Origin of the sequence: Salinibacter pepae, from assembly GCF_947077775.1 — a bacterium.
Classification (GTDB): domain Bacteria; phylum Bacteroidota; class Rhodothermia; order Rhodothermales; family Salinibacteraceae; genus Salinibacter; species Salinibacter pepae.
This window is the reverse complement of the sequence record NZ_CAMTTE010000001.1, coordinates 2,365,547-2,381,178: the sequence shown is the minus strand read 5'-3', so window position 1 is coordinate 2,381,178 and position 15,632 is coordinate 2,365,547. Positions and strand designations below refer to the sequence as shown.

The following is a 15,632-nucleotide window of genomic DNA, read 5'->3' as shown; positions in this document are numbered from 1 at the left end:
CAGATCAAGGAACTGTTACCTTTTGGGACCGCTTCCACCTTCTTTTGGAAGCGGTCCCAAGCCGGGCAATCGACCCGCGATCTGCCCTTCGTGGCGCTGACGCCGCGGGGGGTGTTGTATGGCGTCCCCTTAGCACCGGACGGTCTCATCACGGCGACAGATCTGTTGCCGCCTCCGGGCCGGCCCATCGGGCCCGCCGCACGGCGAGCCACGCGCTCAGGGCCGCCCCGAGCAGGGCGACGCCCGCCAGGATTCCGAAGAGAAGCGGGGGGCCGGCAAGCTGCAGCAGTCCCCCGGACAGGGCGGCCCCCGCCGCCCCGATGCCAAAGACGGCGAGATACGTGTAGCCGTAGGAAAGCCCACGCGTGTCGGGCGGGGTGTACTCGGCGACCGTGGCCTGGTAAAGCGGCTGCACCAGAAACAGCACGAAGCCCAGGCCCGCACTTGCGACGAGCAGCGCGCCGGTCCCCCCTCCCGCCACCGGCAAAAAGACGACGGCCACCAGGGACAGAAGCCCCAGTGCGCCGGCGAGGACCCACTCCGTCCCCTCCCGGTCCGACAGGCGCCCGCCCACGTACTGCCCCGCGATGCCCACCGCCAGGAGGCCGGCGTAGACGTACCGGCCCGCCGACACGTCGATCGGCAGGTCGACCGTCACGAGGGGCGTGAGCAGGTCCGGCAGGAAGGTGAGCACCCCGCGGTAGTAGAGCCCCGACAGGGCCACGAGCACAAAGACCCCCGCAAACCCCGACGCGAAGAGGTGCCGCGTTTGCCGCCACAACGCCGTGAGACGCCCGTTCTCCGCCGAGGCCGTTGCCGACGGGCCGTCGTCGGTTGCGTCGTGGCGCCCCACGGCCGCGGTCTCGTCGACGGACGCCCGCCAGGCCCCGGCCGCCGCGATGAGGCCGGGCAGGCCGAGCAGGACCGCCACCGTCGCCCAGTCGAACGCGAGCAGGAGGAGGGCCGTGAGGAGCGGGCCGCCCGCAATGCCCACGTTGCCCGCGATGCCGTGGTAGGCCAGGGCCCGCCCCCGCTGCCGCACCCCCGTACTGATGAGGGCGAGCCCGGCGGGGTGGTACACGCTGGCCGCCGCCCCCCACGCCAGCAGCGCCGTCCCCAGGCCCCACAGCCCCGGAAGGAGCCCCAAAAGCACGAACGCGGCCCCCATCCCCGCAAGCCCACACGCAATGAGCCGCCGCGACCCAAACCGGTCCACGAGGATGCCGCTCGGCAGTGCCCCGGCCCCGAACAAAAAATACCCGCCCCCTACCACGGCCCCGAGGGTCGCCTCCGCAACCCCCAGCTCCGCGAGCCAGACGGTCATGAAGATCGGGACCGACAACTCGTAGGTGTGGACCAGCCCGTGGCCCGTCGTCACGAGCGCGATAATGGAACGGTCGTTGGGATTCATCGATCTCGGTGGGGCGTAGAGTCATCGAATGGCTCAGTCGACCTCCTACGAGGGCGCTCGTTTCCGGGCTCATATTGCGTATTTCGTATTGCGTATCGCAGGGGTCTTTTACGTAATACGCACTACGCAACACACACTATTTCAACTCCCGAAGCACCGGCATCTCCTCCAGGTCCGCCGCCGAGAGGGCCGTCCAGTCGATGCCGGTCGGCGGCGCGGGCGGATCCGCAACATCGATCGTCGCCTCCGGCGTCACGATTCGGGCGAGGGGCAGGTCGTACGGGTCGGTCGGCACCGACGCGACGCGCTGGAGGGGGTGCACCGTCGTCGCCACTGGGACCGGATCGTGCCCGAGCTCCCGCAAAATCGCGTACTCGAGGTCGCTGTACCCCTCGCCCTTCCCGCAGCGATGCCCGCCGGGCGTCACGGCCACCGAGCCGGTCACGATCGCGTCGAGCGGCGGGAGGTCGCTGAGGGCCACGGGCTCCGCCCAGCGGTCCATCTTCGAGAGGCTTGCGGCCGGCTTGGTCTCGTCGTCGGGAATCGACGCAGGGTCGAGCCGCTTGAACCCGCCCCGCAGGCGCGGCGTGGGCACGAACACGACACACCCTCGCCGCAACGCCTCGATCCGCACGTGGCGCTGGGGCGCGTCGGGGTTGACCTTGAGGCGGCGGGCCTCTGTGAAGGGCGGCTCTTCGAACAGTCGCTCGGCCGCGGCGGGCGCCCCCTTAAAATTCGGGATGCGGCCGTGCGGGGGAAACGGAAAGCGCGCGATCCCCTCGTCCTCCAACGCATCCCACACGGCCTCCCGGGCCGCTGATTTGGTGTCGAACCGCGCGTCCATCGGGGCATCCAGGCTCAGTGCGAGAAGAGACGGGCGCTCTGTTTCGGGTCGTACGCCCCGGGCCACGCGGCGTTCACGGCCCCACCCAATTGGATCCAACCAACCAAGACACCATAAGAGAGTCCCGTTTAGCTCAGTTGTGCGCCAGCTGTTCCGAGTTTCCGCCACCAACCCAGTGCCCCGTTATGCCACGCCGCCTGCTTGCTCTTCTGGTTGCCGGGGCGGCCGCCCTTCTCGCCCCCACGGCCGCTGCGCAGTCTTCGAACATCGAGACGATTGAAGGCTCGAGCCCCGGGGAGAAGATGACCCTCACGGTTACGCCCCACGTTCTGAACGACGACGTGTCGGCCCGGGCCGTCGGCATCGAGAGCCCGACCGGGACCCGCTGGGCCCTCACCCTCATCGGCATCCGCCGGGCCGACGCCGTCAGGCTCTCCTTGGGGGGCGAGGCCCTTCCCATCGAGGACATCAGTCGTCCCGGCGAGGACGAGGTGGGCCCCACCCGGGTCTACGTGTCGCAGAAGACGTTCCTCACGGTGGCCGAACGGGACGGGGCCCGTCTGCACGTGGGCGACGCATCCCTGTCCTTCCCCGCCCCGATGCGCGCCGACATGCAGCAGATCTTCGACACCGTTCTGTAGCCCTGTAACGCGCTCGGCCCGGGGTGGCGTGCGCCCGAGCCGGGTCGGCACGGGCTCGGGTTCCGACCGACAGCCCGGGGCCGCCCGTTCGACCGCGAGCCCCTCAGCACAACAGTCTAGAGGAGCGTCGGGGACGAGCGCAATATCGCGAGATCCACGAAGGGGCTTTGGGAAGTCGAACTGTAACCGCCTCGCCCGCTTCCGCGATGGATTTTGCCGTAGGGCCCGGGCGGTGTGGGGCAGATGGCTTCCGTTGGAGGGCAGCCTTGCTCACGGCGACAACACGAAAAGGGGACGAGCCAGCACGAAGCCGGCCCGTCCCCATTGTTTTGTGTTTTGTGGAGTCCGTCTACAGTGAACCGTTCGTTCACGGCAATAAGCTATATTAGCTTCCGCCGTAGCCCGGATTCTGCTCCAGGTTTTCGTTGACCTGAAGCTGCGACTCCGGAACGGGGTACAGATCGCGGAAGCCCTGCGTCGTGGTCCCTTCGATGCTCCCCCCCTTGCCGGACCACGTTCCATTCTCTGAGAACTGGTTGAATCGAATCAGATCGGAGCGGCGGTGCCCCTCCCATACCAGCTCTCGTCCTCGCTCGTCCAGAACAAACTCGGGGGTGAGCTCACCGGCAGTAATGTTCCCACTCGGGTCACCGTAGGCCCGCTCGCGCAGATCATTCACGAGACCAACCGCCTTGCTCATGCTTCCGCCGGCCTCACGTGCTACGGCCTCCGCGTACATCAAGTACGCGTCCGCGAGCCGAAACAGTGGATAGTCCGTGTCCGGGAACGTGCTGTTCTCTCCCTTCTCTCCGCCGGTCGTGACGTTCTGATATTTCGGAAGGGCATAGCCTTCAGTGAAGCTCGTGAGGCTACCAACCTCCTTGGATTGGCCCTGCGTGAAGAAAATCGCCCGCGAATCGACGTCCGTGGAGTCCGACGGGTATCGATTCACGACGTTTGAGGTTGTACGAAGCCCCCACCATCCACCGCCAAAGCCATAGTCGTTGGCGTTCATCGTTCCTCCACCGATCGCGGCGTGGCCAAGAAACGTCGTGCCGCCGTACGTGCGCGTCTGCTCTCCGTCCTGGGGAACAGCAAAGATGACCTCCGGCGACGTGTGGTTGTCGGCCTTGAAGTTGTGCATGTACGCGTCCGCGAGCTCGTAGGCCTCGGAACCAATGATCTTGTCGGTATAGGTGATCACCTCCTCGTAGTGAGGCTCGCCGACGTACACCTCCGCATTGAGGTACAGCTTAGAGAGGACCATCCATACCGCCGCCTGGTCGGCGCGGCCGTATTCCGCAGCACCCGGTGCCGGCATTTGATCCTCGATGGCCAGAAGCTCCTGCTCGACGAAATTGAAGACCTCCTCTCTCGTGTTCGGGGTCGGCGACTGAAGCCCAATCTCGTCCTCCTCCGTCACGATGGGCATGCCGCCGAACAGGTCCACGCCATGCCGGTAGCTGAGCGCACGCAGGAACCGTGCTTCGGCCCGGAATTGCTGGATGCGCTGACGCAGGTCCTCCGACACTCCCCGTTCGTCCAGCTTTGCCTCCGTCGTCTGTCGGAGAAACTCGTTCACCATCGAGGCCTGGAAGAAGATGCGGTTGTACATCGCCTCAACGAAGGGGTTGGCCGGCGTCCATTGCTGTTTGTTAAGGGGCTGGATGCCCTCATCCCCCCAAGCAAGAACCGCCTCGTCTGTCGGAAGCTCTTGGAGCTGCCAATACGCACGGATGTACTGGGAAAACCCCTCGTCGATGAGTTGCAGATCCGGATTCCCTGCGGGGCCGTCTTGTCCTGTTAGGACCAACCCCCCGTACAGCTTGCCAAGAAAGGCCCGATAGGAGGACGCATCCTGAAACGCCGTTTCTGGGGAGGCAGAACTTCGCGGCTGTACTCCGGCATCGCACCCCAACAGCCCAACGGCCAAGGTGATGAAAAGAACGGCTCGAAGCGATCGCTTAATAAACATAGGGTGGTAGATTTTTGGCATTTCGTACGGAGGAGTTCAGCGTTGAGGGAGCCCTAGAGCTGGACATTTAGGCCTCCCGTGAAGGTCCTCGTTCGCGGAAAGACATCGTTATCAATCCCAACTCCGCTGGTCTCCCCAATTTCGGGCTCCGGCCCGCTGTAGCCGCTCAGCACAAAAACATTGCTCACACTTCCGTACAGACGGAGCCGATCAACCCCGGGAATCCGGTCGAAGGTATACCCGAGCGTGATGTTGTCCATTTTCAGGAAGGAAGCGTCTTCCACGTAGTAGTCGGAGAAGTACTGCGGCTGGTTGAAGTTCGTCTCCAGTACCGACTCGTGGAGATTTGAGGGGGCAAATTCGTCCACGCGATTGTAGGTCCCCAGGTTGGACGCGACGTTGTTGTACACGTGGTTTCCGAGTTGAGCCCGCAGGGAGAAGCTCAGATCGAAGCCGTCGTACCGCACCTGAGACGTGTGCCCGAACGTCCAATCGGGCCGAGGGCTTTTGTAGGCCGTGCGATCTTCGGACGTGACCTCGCCGTCCCCGTTCGTATCTTTGTACATGTCCGCCAAGTTGACCTCGCCATCCCCGTTGTGGTCCACGTCATCGGTCAGGGGATCGCCATTTTCGTCCGTTTTATGACGGTACACGTAGAAGGAGTTGACGGGCTCTCCTTCCTGCAGGATTTGAACCTGATTCCCAACCCCCCCACTGATTCCTCCAGTTCGGACCCCGGAGCTGAAGTTTGTAAGCTTCGTGAGCTCGTTGTCATTGGTCGAGGCATTGAACCGCGCGTTGTAGGAGAAGTCGTCGGTCTCGTAGACGGCGGCGTCCACACTCAACTCAACCCCCGTATTCCGGACGGATCCCACATTCGTCAGCACCTGATCCGACAGGTTCGCGCCGGCCGGAACGATGCTTGAGAACAGCAGGTCGTTGGTCTCCTTCCTGTAGTATTCAATCGACCCCGAGATGCGCCCCCCGAAGAGCCCGTAGTCCGCCCCGATGTTGTAGGAGGTTGTTTCCTCCCACTTCAGGTTCTTGTCCACGGCGCTCGGGCGGATGGTCGTGATAAATTCGTCGCCAAACTGGACGCGTCCCCGCTGGTTGCTCAATTCGAAGAGACGGGAGTACTGGAAGTCCCCGATCTCCTGATTTCCCGTGATGCCCCACGACCCTCGAAGTTTGAGTCTCGTGAGCGTTTCGGAGAGCGGCTCCATGAAGTCCTCATTGTGAACGCGCCAGGCGACGGCCGCAGAGGGAAACGTTCCCCATCGGTTTTCCGGATTAAACCGGGATGACCCGTCCCGCCGAACCGTGGCCGTGAACACGTACTTGCTGGCCAGGGTGTAGTTGACACGACCGAAGCCGGAGATCAATCGACTAGGCGTTTCGCTGACAAAAGTGTTGACCTCGGAGGCCGGAAGCGTGCTGTTCGCCCCGAGCAGATCCGACGATAGGCCGGACGCCGAGATCTCCGGGAATTTGTTCAGGTCGTCCTGATAGGAATATCCCGCCGTGACGTCGATCTGACTGCTGAGCTCCTCAAACTCGTCCTGATAGTTGAGCGTGGCGTCCAGCAGTCGACTGAATCGAGTGAAGTTCGCCCGGTCCACCTGGCCAGGGTTTGCGGCTTCAACCTGTCCTCGTTCGTTGGTCGGAATGAACCGTTGCCGCTCTCCCGTGGATACGTCGTACCCTAGGTTCACATCGGCGCTGATCCCGTCCACGAAAGCCGGCTCGTAGGTGAACTTGAAGTTTCCGACGCTCCGGTATGTGTCTCCCGTTTCGTCGTACAGATCGATTGCCGCGACCGGGTTGTTCTCCGCCTCGTTCGAAAATTCCCTCCACTCAAAGTATCCCGTCCGCTCGTTGCTCTCGTCGGAGACGGGCTGTGTGGGGGCGAACGTGGCGGCTGTCTCAATGACGCTCGGCGCATACTGATCGTCCGTCCTCGACCCCCGAAGGTTGATGTCGAGGTCAAGCCGATCATCAAAAAATGGGCGGTTGTACTTCACGGAGGCATTGACCCGCTGGGTCTCGGACGTTCTCAACACGCCCTCTTCGTTCTGATATCCAAGCGAGATTCGGTACCGGTCTCCCTGTTCGGAGCCCCCCGAGAAGCTTAGGGAGTGCTGTTGACCGAGCGCCCGCTCGAAGACCTCGTCTTGCCAGTCCGTATTCGCATCGCCGAGATCACCGGTCAGGTCCGGAAACTGCTCGCCCACCACGTCGCGGTATTGGGGGGCTCCCAGGACGTCTCGGGTTCCCGTTGCGTTGGTGGACGACACCGATCCGCTGTAGGAGATCCGTGTCTGCCCACCACTTCCCTGTTTGGTGGTGATCAGCACGACCCCATTTGCCCCACGCGCCCCGTATATGGCCGCGGCGGAGGCGTCCTTCAAAACCGTAATGTCCTTGATTTCATTGGGGTTGAGAAAGTTGAGGGGGTTTCGTCCCTCAGAAAGGCCGCCCGGACTGTGTGGAGTGTCATTCAAAGGCACTCCGTCGACCACGAAGAGAGGACGGTTACTAGCATTGATCGACGTTCCGCCTCGGATCCGGATAAACGTTTGGCCCCCCGGTCGCCCCGAATTGGACTTGATGTTCAACCCGGCGACCTTTCCCTGAAGAAGCCGATCCGCACTGACCGTGGGTGCCTTGTTGAAGTCTTCGCTACTGACCTTATTCACGACGCCCGTGACGTTGCCCTGCTCCTGCTCCCCGTACCCGACAACCACCAACTCGTCGATCTGCTGGGCGGCCGGGGCGAGCGCCACGTCGATCGTGGTGCGCCCGGCGACGGGCACGGTCTGCGCCCGAAAGCCGACGAAGGAGAAGCGCAGCGAGTCCGCGTCGGCGGGCACCTGCAGCGAGTACTGGCCCTGCGCGTTGGTGGCCGTCCCGGCGGCGGTCCCCGGAACGGACACATTCGCCCCCGGGAGCGGCGCGGCGTCGTCGGCACTGGTGACCGTGCCGCTGATTGTCTGCCGGTCTTGTGCCTGAACCGCTCCCACGCAGAGGGCCATCCCCAAAAGCGCGAGCGTCAGGATCGAGTGTCGGTGTTGCATGGGTTGGGTTGCTGTATCGATGATTTGGAATCGGATCGGGAGCCGCTTCGCCGAACGCCGCCCGGCACGCATCACCGGGGCCGTCGCCCACCATCCCACGATGCCCCCTAATGCTCTATTGAGAAAGCGCTTACATTCGAAATAAATGCCGAAGCCCCCCCTTCACTATAAATGCCGAAGCTCCCCTTCACTGGTCTCTCAGCACGAACCCGGGCGACGCGGCTTCGGACTCGGGCCGCCCCCCGCACGTCCGACGGACGACGAGCTCCGGGGAGAATACGGTGCTCGACACCGGGGGGGCGCCGTCCGCCTCGATGCGTCGAAGCAGGGTTCGGGTTGCCCGGGCGCCCATGGTACGGGCCGGTTGGCGAAGCGTCGTGAGGCCGGCACACCGGCTCAGTTCGAGATCGTCGAACCCGACGATCGCAAGATCCTCCGGCACACGGAGGCCGTTCTCGTGGACCGCCTGCATGGCCCCCATCGCCTGCATGTCCGACGCCGCGAACACTGCGTCCGGTTGGGGCTCCCGTCCAAGAAGGGCCTTCATGGCTCGGTACCCGCCTTTTTCGGAGAACGCAAACGGCCGCTCGTCGCTCGCCGCGATCAGTGTGTCCCGCACCGCCCGGTTGTCGTCCCGGAGCGCCTGCTCGTAGCCTTCTCGACGGTAGCGGGCCGGGGGCGGGTCGTACTCGACGGTAATGTGCCCAATGCGCTCGTACCCCCTATCGATCAGGTGCTGCGTCGCCTTGTACCCCCCCTCCCGACTGTCCACCGCGAACGACTCAAATCGGGGGTGCTCGCCGTCCACCAGGACGACCGCCCGGCTGGTCTCCGCCAGTCGGTTGGCCCACTCCTCCGTCAACGGCATCGAGAGCAGAAGAATGCCGTCGTTTCGCCCCGGCTGGAGCGCCCGGGCCATGTAGGTATTGAGGGACTCCGGATCGGGCTGCTCGTGAATGCGGTCCTGCGGGTTCGCCGGGGCGTGCACCATGAGATCCATGTCCCGGTCCGCAAGGGCGTGTTGAATGCCCCGCATCACGTGCATGTAGAAGTAATTTGCCACGACCGGCGCCACGACGGCAATCTGGTTCGTGTGCTGCCGCGCTAGGTTCTGGGCCGAGGCATGGGGACGGTAGTTCAGGGCCGCCGCCGCGTCGAGCACGTGTTGCCGCGTGTCTTCACTCACTCCGGATTCGTCGTTGAAGACCCGGGACACTGTCGCCGTCGACACGTCTGCCCGTTCCGCTATGTCGTAAATGGTCGTCGACACGAATGGAAGGGGCGCGAATGTAATAAACTGTTCGCGTAAGCGCTTACACGCTAATACTGAGGAAATACAATGTCAAGTGATGGGCTTCTGCGATGCCGCAAGCGTCACACAGGTCGCGTGCATTTTCAGGCCGTCCTGCAAAGGGGGCCCGGGAGGATTTTGTCCCGGACCTGGATCCCCCGTGCCGGCACGTCTCAGACACACGCAGTCAAACACACGCAGTCAAACACGCGCACGGCGGGAGGGGTCTTGCCCCCGTCTTGCCCGCTGCCCCGAAGCAAAATTGGGCCCACGGCCGGATCCTCCATACGAGGCTCCATCTTGCGTCCCTTCCTCGCCCTTGCTACTTTTTCGTAACCGCTTACATTAACGGCCGCGAAACCATTCCGGCTTCCTGCAAGCGCTCCGGCGTCTCCCCAATCCCATTCCGCCCCATGTCTCCGGACTTTCCCCTCGCCCCCCTCGACCTGGCCATCATTGTCGGGTACTTCGTCGTCGTCGGGATCATCGGGTACGTCGTGGCCCAGCGCATCGAGAGTGGGGAGGACCTCTTTCTTGCCGGGCGCACGCTCGCGTGGGGCACCATCGGGTTTTCGCTCTTCGCGTCGAACATTTCGAGCACCACCCTGATCGGGCTCGCCGGCGACGCCTACCGCACCGGCATCGCGGTGTCGAACTACGAGTGGATGGCCGGGATTGTGCTCGTGTTCATCGCCGTCTTCTTCGTCCCCTTCTTTATCCGGTCGGGCCTCACGACCATTCCGGAGTACCTGGAAAAGCGCTTCGATGTGCGCTCCCGAAAGTACTTTTCGGGGCTCACGGTCTTCACGAGCGTCATCATCGACACGGCGGGCGGGATCTACGCGGGCACGCTGGTCATCAAAACGTTCTTCCCCGACCTCCTGCCGGGCCTGGGGCCGGAGATGGACTTCTACGTGACGTGCTTCCTCCTCGCGCTCATTGCCGGCGTGTACACCGCCGCCGGCGGGCTCGCGGCTGTCGTCTATACCGACATCCTGCAGGCCGTCATCCTGCTGGTGGGGTCTGTCTTTATCGCCGGCATCACGTTTGCCGAGTTCGACTTCTCCTGGGCGCAGGCGACGGCGCAGTTGCCGGACGGGCACCTGTCGCTCATGCGGCCGATGGGGAGCGAGGGGCTGCCCTGGCTCGGCACGCTCGTGGGCGTGCCCATCCTCGGCTTCTACTACTGGGGCCTCAACCAGTACATCGTGCAGCGCATCCTGGGGGCGCGTGACCTGGACAACGCCCGATGGGGGGCCATGCTCGGCGGCCTCCTGAAGTTGCTCCCCCTCTTCATCATGGTGCTGCCCGGGGCCTTCGCCCTGCAGCTGTACCCGAACCTTGGCAACCCCGATCAGGTCTTTCCCACGCTCGTGACGGACCTGCTGCCGGTGGGCATCGTGGGGCTCGTCATGGCCGGCCTCATCGCCGCCATCATGTCCACCATCGACTCGACGCTCAACTCGGCCTCCACGCTCATCACCATCGATTTCGTCAAGCCCCGGTGGCCGGACCTTACGCCTCAACAGGTCGGCACGGTTGGCCGCGTTACGACGATCATCCTGATGCTCTTCGCGGCGGTGTGGGCCCCGCAGATTCGCGAGTTTCCGGGCCTGTGGAGCTACATTCAGTCCGTCCTCTCGTACCTGGTGCCACCGGTGGTGGCTGTCTTTCTGCTCGGGATCTTTTGGCCGCGCACGAACGGAAGCGGGGCCTTCGCGACGCTGCTGGGGGGGCATGCCCTTTCGATTGGCGTCTTCCTGTGCGCCCAGGACGGCCTCCTGTTTGCCGACGCGCCGATCGACCTCCACTTTACGATCATCGCCGGCATCCTCACGGCGCTCTGCCTCGGAATGCTCGTCGCCTTCTCGCTGACACTGGGGTCCCCCCCGGCCGAGGAGGAGATCGACGACCTGACCTGGGCGAATCGGGTGCTGGAGACCGGCCCCGCAGTGGCCTGGTACAAGAACTACCGGGCCCACGCGGCCACGGTGCTCGCCCTCACGGCGGTGATGCTGGTCGTTTTCTGGTAACGCCCGCCGCCGTCCTGTCCGCGTCTGAGGCGGGCCGCAGGCCACAAGATACGGTCGCCCCTCACGTCGGCACGGAGCCGTTTCGGTGAAGTGGGCTGTGTCCGCACGCCTGGCAACGGACGTAGCCGTCGAGGACGCGGACCGTCCACATCGTCCGCGTGCGGCAGTGCGGACAGTCTCCGTCGTGCTCGGTGACGTGAGCGGCCACGGCGTGTCGGAGCCACGCGTCGCGCAGGCGCCGGAGAAGTGTCATGGGGCGTGCCCTCTGATGGTGAGAAGCATTCTTTCGGGGGGACGACCGCCCCGCCGTGGCGGCTCGTCCCTGCCAGTCAGTGCCGGGTCCAACCCCCCCAAGTGCCCGCCGTCGTTCTGCCGCAAGCGCTTTCGATTACACAACATTAATTTTCAGAAGGAGCATGGGGCGGTCCGTCCGGGCGGTTCTGGGTGCCGGGACAAAGTGGCCGGGGCAAAAGGGGCCCTCCGGCGACGGGCCGGGCGAAGTGGCGAGGCCCCTCTCATGCAGGAGACGCCTCGCGAGTCAAGGGACCTGTCAGTCGAGGGTCCCACCCGTCGCGGAAGGACAAGCCGGATTTCTCGGCCCCATCGGCCGACGCGGACACACGACGGGGCCCTGACGGTCAGTGCGTCTGCTCTCCATTCTCACTCGGTTCGTTCTCTCCGGCCGTCGGAAGCCGCACCGTGAATCGGCTGCCTTCTCCCTCCTCGGTGTCGACGTCGACACTCCCGTCCATCTCTTCGGCCGCCCTCTTCGTGACCGCCAGTCCCACGCCCGTCCCCTCATACTCGCGGCCAAACCCTTCGGACGCCTGTCGGAACGGCTCAAAAAGATTGTCGACCGCTTCCGGCGCCATCCCGATGCCGGTGTCTTCCACTTCCAGCACCGCACGGCCGTCCGCCCTGTAGCTCCGAACCCAGACGGTTCCATCGGCCTCGGTGTACTTGATCGCGTTGGAAAGCAGGTTTCGCGCGATAATTTGCACGCCTCCCTCATCGGCCTTCGCCCACGCGCTTTCCGTCTCCAACCGAAGGTCGATTTTCTTCTCCCGGGCCTTTGGCTGAAGCTCTTCGGCGACCCGCTGGACCTCCGAGATCAAGGGCACCGGTTCGGCGTTCAGCTCCATCTGCCCCGCCTCCAACTTCGAGAGGTTGAGCACCCCTTCAAGGGTATCGAGAAGTCGCTTCCCCCCTCGTTCAATCCGGTCGGCACAGTCGGGCAGCGGGCTGTCCGTCGGCAGGTCGAGTGTGCTGGCCTCGGTGCCGGCCACCTCGGCAAACCCGATGATGGAGGTGAGGGGCGTTCGGATCTCATGGCTCATGTTTGCGAGCAGGGCCGACTTCATCCGGCTTGCCTCTTCGGCCTCCTCCTTCGCGTCGCGGAGGGTTGCCTCCCGGTCCAGCCGGTTGAGCACAAGGGCGGCGTAGCCCGACAGCACCTCGATCAGGCGGAGATTGAATGGACTGAAGGCCTCCACTTCTGTTTTGCCGATGACGACAACGCCCCAGTCCCCGATGGGCACCGCCGCGGCGGTGCGGAGCGCCCCGTACTCCACATCGTTGTCCAGGGAGCCCGCATCGTCGATCACGACCGTATCGCCGGCCCGCAAGGCCTGGGCGGAGAGACTGTCTCCGTCCGTCGACCGGCGCTCCGGGGAGGGCACGCCCACTGCATGTTCGGCCGCGGTCTGGTCCGGGACAATGCTGTCGCCGTCTACGAACCCCGTGTTCTGGAGGGGGTAGTCGAAGATGTCTTCGAGCAACTCGTGGATGCGGGTGGACACCGATTCGAATTCCTCGGCGGTAAGCAGGCGCTGGGTGGCCTCGTAGAGGGCCTCGATCTTTTCCTGTCGCTCCTGGAGGCTCTGCTCGTGTCCAAGTTGATCGAGCACCACCGCCGCGTAGCTCCCGAGCACCTCGATCAGGTGCCGGTCGAACGGCCCGATTGCCTGCGGCTTCTGAGAGGCCACCGCGAGGGTGCCGTGCCTCCCCACCGGCACCACGACCCCGGACCCGGGGGTGCCGTAGTAGTCTGGGGGAGAACCCCAATCCTCTTCGTCGTCGATGTCTTCCTCCACATCCCCGATCACAAGTGTCTGGCCGGATCGATACACCTCGGCAATGGGGCTGTCCCCGTCCACACGGAAGTCTGGGCGCTCGGGCATGAACTCGAAGTTTGTCTCGGACACCTCGGTCACCACCAGTTGTTCATCCTGAACAAAGCGCACCGCCACGGCCTGGTAGCCGAGGGCCGTCCGAATGAGCCGGACGAGCACCCTGCCGACCGCCTCCCTGCTGGGGGCCCGGATGAGACGATCGGCCGTCTTGTACAGGGCCTCGATCTTCTCTTGTCGCTCGCGGAGGGCCCGTTCACGCCGCTTTTGATCGGTTATGTTGGTCGCGTGCCCCACGATCTGCTGCACGTCGCCCCCCACCGTCACCGGCGCGATGCGCGTCTTCCAGTACGTGATCGCCCCGTCGAGGGGAATTTTTTCTTCGTACTGCAGTGCCTCGCCCCGACGGACGCACTCCGCACACTTCTCTTCCATAAAGCCCCCAAACTTTGCCCCGTAGATGTCTTCGGGGGACCGCCCACGGACGCTCTCCGCCATGCGTCCAAATTTTTCCTCGTAGGCCGGATTAACGCGACTGAGGCGAAGCCTTTCCCCCTTCTCTTGCACATCGAGAAGAAAGAGAGGCTCCTGCGCGTTCTGAAACAGCGTTTCGGTCTGTCGGAGCCGACGCTCTCGCTTTTTTCGCTCACTGATGTCTCGACCAATGGCCGCAATCCGTCGTCCCCCCTCCGGATGCTCGAGAGAACCGCCCACAAACTCGTAGAGCACTGTCGTTCCGTCCTTACGCAGAAGCGGAATCTCAATCTGCAGGCTGTCGGCCGAAAGGGCCTTGCTAATCTTGCCCGCCAGTCGGTCCTGCTCGCTTGTCGGCACAAAATCGAGGGCGCTCATTGCCGCAATGTCCGCGTCCGAGTAGCCGGTTACCTCGGATGCACGCTGATTCCACCGCTGGGGCCGGGCCTTCTCATCGAGAACAAAGAAGACATCGTCGATGTCGTCGAGAAGGCGATCGGTATATTCCCGATACAGCTCGAGTGTCTCCCGGCTTCGTTCTCGCTCGGTGACGTCGCGGGCCGAGACGACAAGCGCTTCCACCCGCTCGTCGCCTCTATCCTCTCTCCCCGTCACAGGTCGAATCGTTCCCTCTACCTGGTAGAATCGGCCGTGCGCGTCGGTTGACGTGGCCTCGTACGTCATATATTCCCCCTCGGCGGCGCGCTGAACCCACTGGCGGACGGCGTCTCGATCCTCCTCTTCCCACCAGGGAGTCTCCCAGATCGGCCTCCCGACAACCGACTCCCGATCCTCCTCAATGTAGCGAAGGGCCGTCTCGTTGGCATCCACAAGCGTTCCGTCAACGTCGAGGGCCCCCACCATCATATTGGGATCCTCGAGAATGGCCTGAAACCGGTGGGACATTTCCTTCCGCTCCCGGGCAAGACGCCTCTTCGAAGAGGCCTGGCGACGACGCTCCAGCTTCTCGCTGATCATCTGGCCCACGTCGCCGAGCCGACGTTTCTGGGAGTCGGCAAACGACCGCGGGGTGGAATCGACGATCGCACACACCCCGATGCACGTCCCGGCCGCGACGCGCACCGGAACCCCGGCGTAAAAGCCCGGCTCCCCCTCCTGGGTTTGCGCGTCCGAGGCCGTATCCGTTCGGGTGCGGTCCACCACGAGGAGATTGCCCTCCTCGACCACCCGGGTGCACCAGGACGCCACGGCGCGGCACGCCGACCGCCCAAGGCCCACACGGTCCCTAAGCCACTGCTGGCTGCTGTTCAGGAAGACCACAAACGCTGCCTCCGCGTCGAAGAGATCGGCGGCGATCCGGGTCATCCGGTCGAAGGCCCCCTCCAACCGGCCCTCGAACACGTCGTGACGGCGGAGAACATCCAGCTGCTGCTCCATCTCATTCATCCTGAAGATGGGGGCCTCCGCGCCTTGCTCTGACCCTGAGGACGAGGCGTTGCTCATGGCGTACCTACTCGGACCGGGGAACCAGCTTTGTTTTTCTCTCAACACCTTCCTTCATAGAAGGTTCAACTCACCCGGCATTCAAAAACCGAGATCGAAGTCCCTTCTGTGCAGGCCCAAAAACCGTGTACCGCTCTCGATCAGACGGACGGGTGTCAAAGAAAGCATGCGGAACCATCACACGGAGCCAGCTCCTCCTCCAAAGTTCAGCGTCTCCATTCGTGATTTTGCACGCACATGACTGCCAGCGTTATGAAAGCCAGAATGGGGGCCGGCTTGACCGGGATTGCGTACCG

9 protein-coding genes are annotated in these 15,632 nt (G+C 63.9%); 2 read left to right on the top strand and 7 right to left on the bottom strand.

The genetic code is table 11. The features are described 5' to 3' along the window. Positions 1 to 148 precede the first annotated feature (148 nt). Positions 149 to 1,411, bottom strand: coding sequence for an MFS transporter (locus OJA40_RS09925; RefSeq protein ID WP_263810541.1), 1,263 nt, complete (start codon positions 1,409 to 1,411; stop codon positions 149 to 151). Positions 1,412 to 1,547: 136 nt separating this feature from the next. Beyond that, positions 1,548 to 2,255: a 5-formyltetrahydrofolate cyclo-ligase gene (locus tag OJA40_RS09920; protein ID WP_208426436.1), complete on the bottom strand. Its 708-nt coding sequence runs from the start codon at positions 2,253 to 2,255 to the stop codon at positions 1,548 to 1,550. A 185-nt stretch (positions 2,256 to 2,440) separates the two neighbouring features. Here OJA40_RS09920 and OJA40_RS09915 point away from each other — a divergent pair, with 185 nt between their 5' ends. Then, positions 2,441 to 2,896: a hypothetical protein gene (locus OJA40_RS09915; protein WP_208426435.1), complete on the top strand. Its 456-nt coding sequence runs from the start codon at positions 2,441 to 2,443 to the stop codon at positions 2,894 to 2,896. Between the two features lie 385 nt (positions 2,897 to 3,281). On the opposite strand, the gene OJA40_RS09910 is transcribed toward OJA40_RS09915, so the two are convergent. The 3 genes from OJA40_RS09910 to OJA40_RS09900 all read right to left on the bottom strand — a co-directional run bounded on the left by OJA40_RS09910 (position 3,282) and on the right by OJA40_RS09900 (position 9,215). After that, a complete protein-coding gene (locus OJA40_RS09910; protein ID WP_480918972.1) occupies positions 3,282 to 4,511 on the bottom strand; it encodes a RagB/SusD family nutrient uptake outer membrane protein in 1,230 nt (409 codons plus the stop codon). 413 nt (positions 4,512 to 4,924) lie between these two features. Further along, positions 4,925 to 7,945, bottom strand: coding sequence for a SusC/RagA family TonB-linked outer membrane protein (locus OJA40_RS09905; RefSeq protein ID WP_263810539.1), 3,021 nt, complete (start codon positions 7,943 to 7,945; stop codon positions 4,925 to 4,927). 187 nt (positions 7,946 to 8,132) lie between these two features. Continuing rightward, complete coding sequence (locus OJA40_RS09900; protein WP_263810536.1) at positions 8,133 to 9,215, bottom strand: LacI family DNA-binding transcriptional regulator; 1,083 nt, start codon at positions 9,213 to 9,215, stop codon at positions 8,133 to 8,135. Between the two features lie 434 nt (positions 9,216 to 9,649). On the opposite strand from OJA40_RS09900, the gene OJA40_RS09895 reads away from it, so the two are divergent. After that, complete coding sequence (locus OJA40_RS09895; protein WP_263810534.1) at positions 9,650 to 11,269, top strand: sodium:solute symporter; 1,620 nt, start codon at positions 9,650 to 9,652, stop codon at positions 11,267 to 11,269. Between the two features lie 61 nt (positions 11,270 to 11,330). Here OJA40_RS09895 and OJA40_RS09890 read toward each other — a convergent pair whose 3' ends face one another. Further along, positions 11,331 to 11,522, bottom strand: coding sequence for a hypothetical protein (locus OJA40_RS09890; protein WP_208426431.1), 192 nt, complete (start codon positions 11,520 to 11,522; stop codon positions 11,331 to 11,333). Positions 11,523 to 11,907: 385 nt separating this feature from the next. Then, positions 11,908 to 15,336, bottom strand: a complete 3,429-nt coding sequence (locus tag OJA40_RS09885; protein WP_263810533.1) for a sensor histidine kinase — start codon at positions 15,334 to 15,336, stop codon at positions 11,908 to 11,910. Between the last annotated feature and the right edge of the window lie 296 nt (positions 15,337 to 15,632).